The organism is Aerococcus sp. L_32 (genome assembly GCF_050689315.1).
In genome coordinates this window covers 1-743 of record NZ_JBOEQF010000911.1, presented here as the reverse complement: position 1 = coordinate 743, position 743 = coordinate 1, and the positions used below count along the sequence as shown (strand labels likewise).

Here is a 743-nt window from a genome sequence, read left to right as displayed (position 1 = left end):
ATAAATGTGATTTTTATTCTGATTTTAGCCCTTCTTTTCTTCCCATGGTAGCTTTTTCTCACTTTTTTATCATTATTCTTTAATTAGACCTTGCATTATTGACCTTTTTAGTATAAATTAAAATCATATTAGAAAACGAAAGAGGCATCTCATTATGTTAAGCACAACACAAAATAATAAGCATATTGTCATTATTATTATTGATTCTAGGACTTAGGGAATTCGGCAGCAGCCAATTTCATATGTCCTATTTGTGTTGAAACACTAGATGGGACCTAAGCTTCCCATTTAGGGAGGCTTTTTTTATTGGTATAAGTGAATTTTTAGTCTACTTGATAAAGGTTTGCATTGTTGGTATTTATTGGTTGGGTTTGTTTTAGGAGGAAAATATGAATTTGAAGAAATTTGGTTTAACATTATTATCTGCAGCTACTTTAGCTGCCTGTGGTTCAGTGACACAAACATCTAACAGCTCTTCTTCTGCGGGGTCAGAAGATTCTGATACGATTAACATCGGCGGGGACTTTGGTTTAACTGGATCAGCATCTGCTTACGGTTCTTACATCAATGACGGTGCGACTTTAGCCTTCAATGAACTCAACGAATCGGGTGGTATCGATGGTAAGCAAATCAACTATATCGCAACAGATAACAAATCTAACGTTCAAGAGTCTGCCAATGAAGCCACACGTCTGCTAGCAGAAGAAAACTTGTCTGTATTATTAGCGTCAGATATTGCGGCA

At 35.9% G+C, this 743-nt stretch carries 1 protein-coding gene; it reads left to right on the top strand.

Annotation, left to right across the window (positions count from 1 at the left end; all coding sequences use genetic code 11):
* Positions 1-389: 389 nt before the first annotated feature.
* The coding region (locus tag ACRCJ0_RS17315) for an ABC transporter substrate-binding protein (RefSeq protein ID WP_431391392.1) at positions 390-743 on the top strand (354 nt) is incomplete at its 3' end.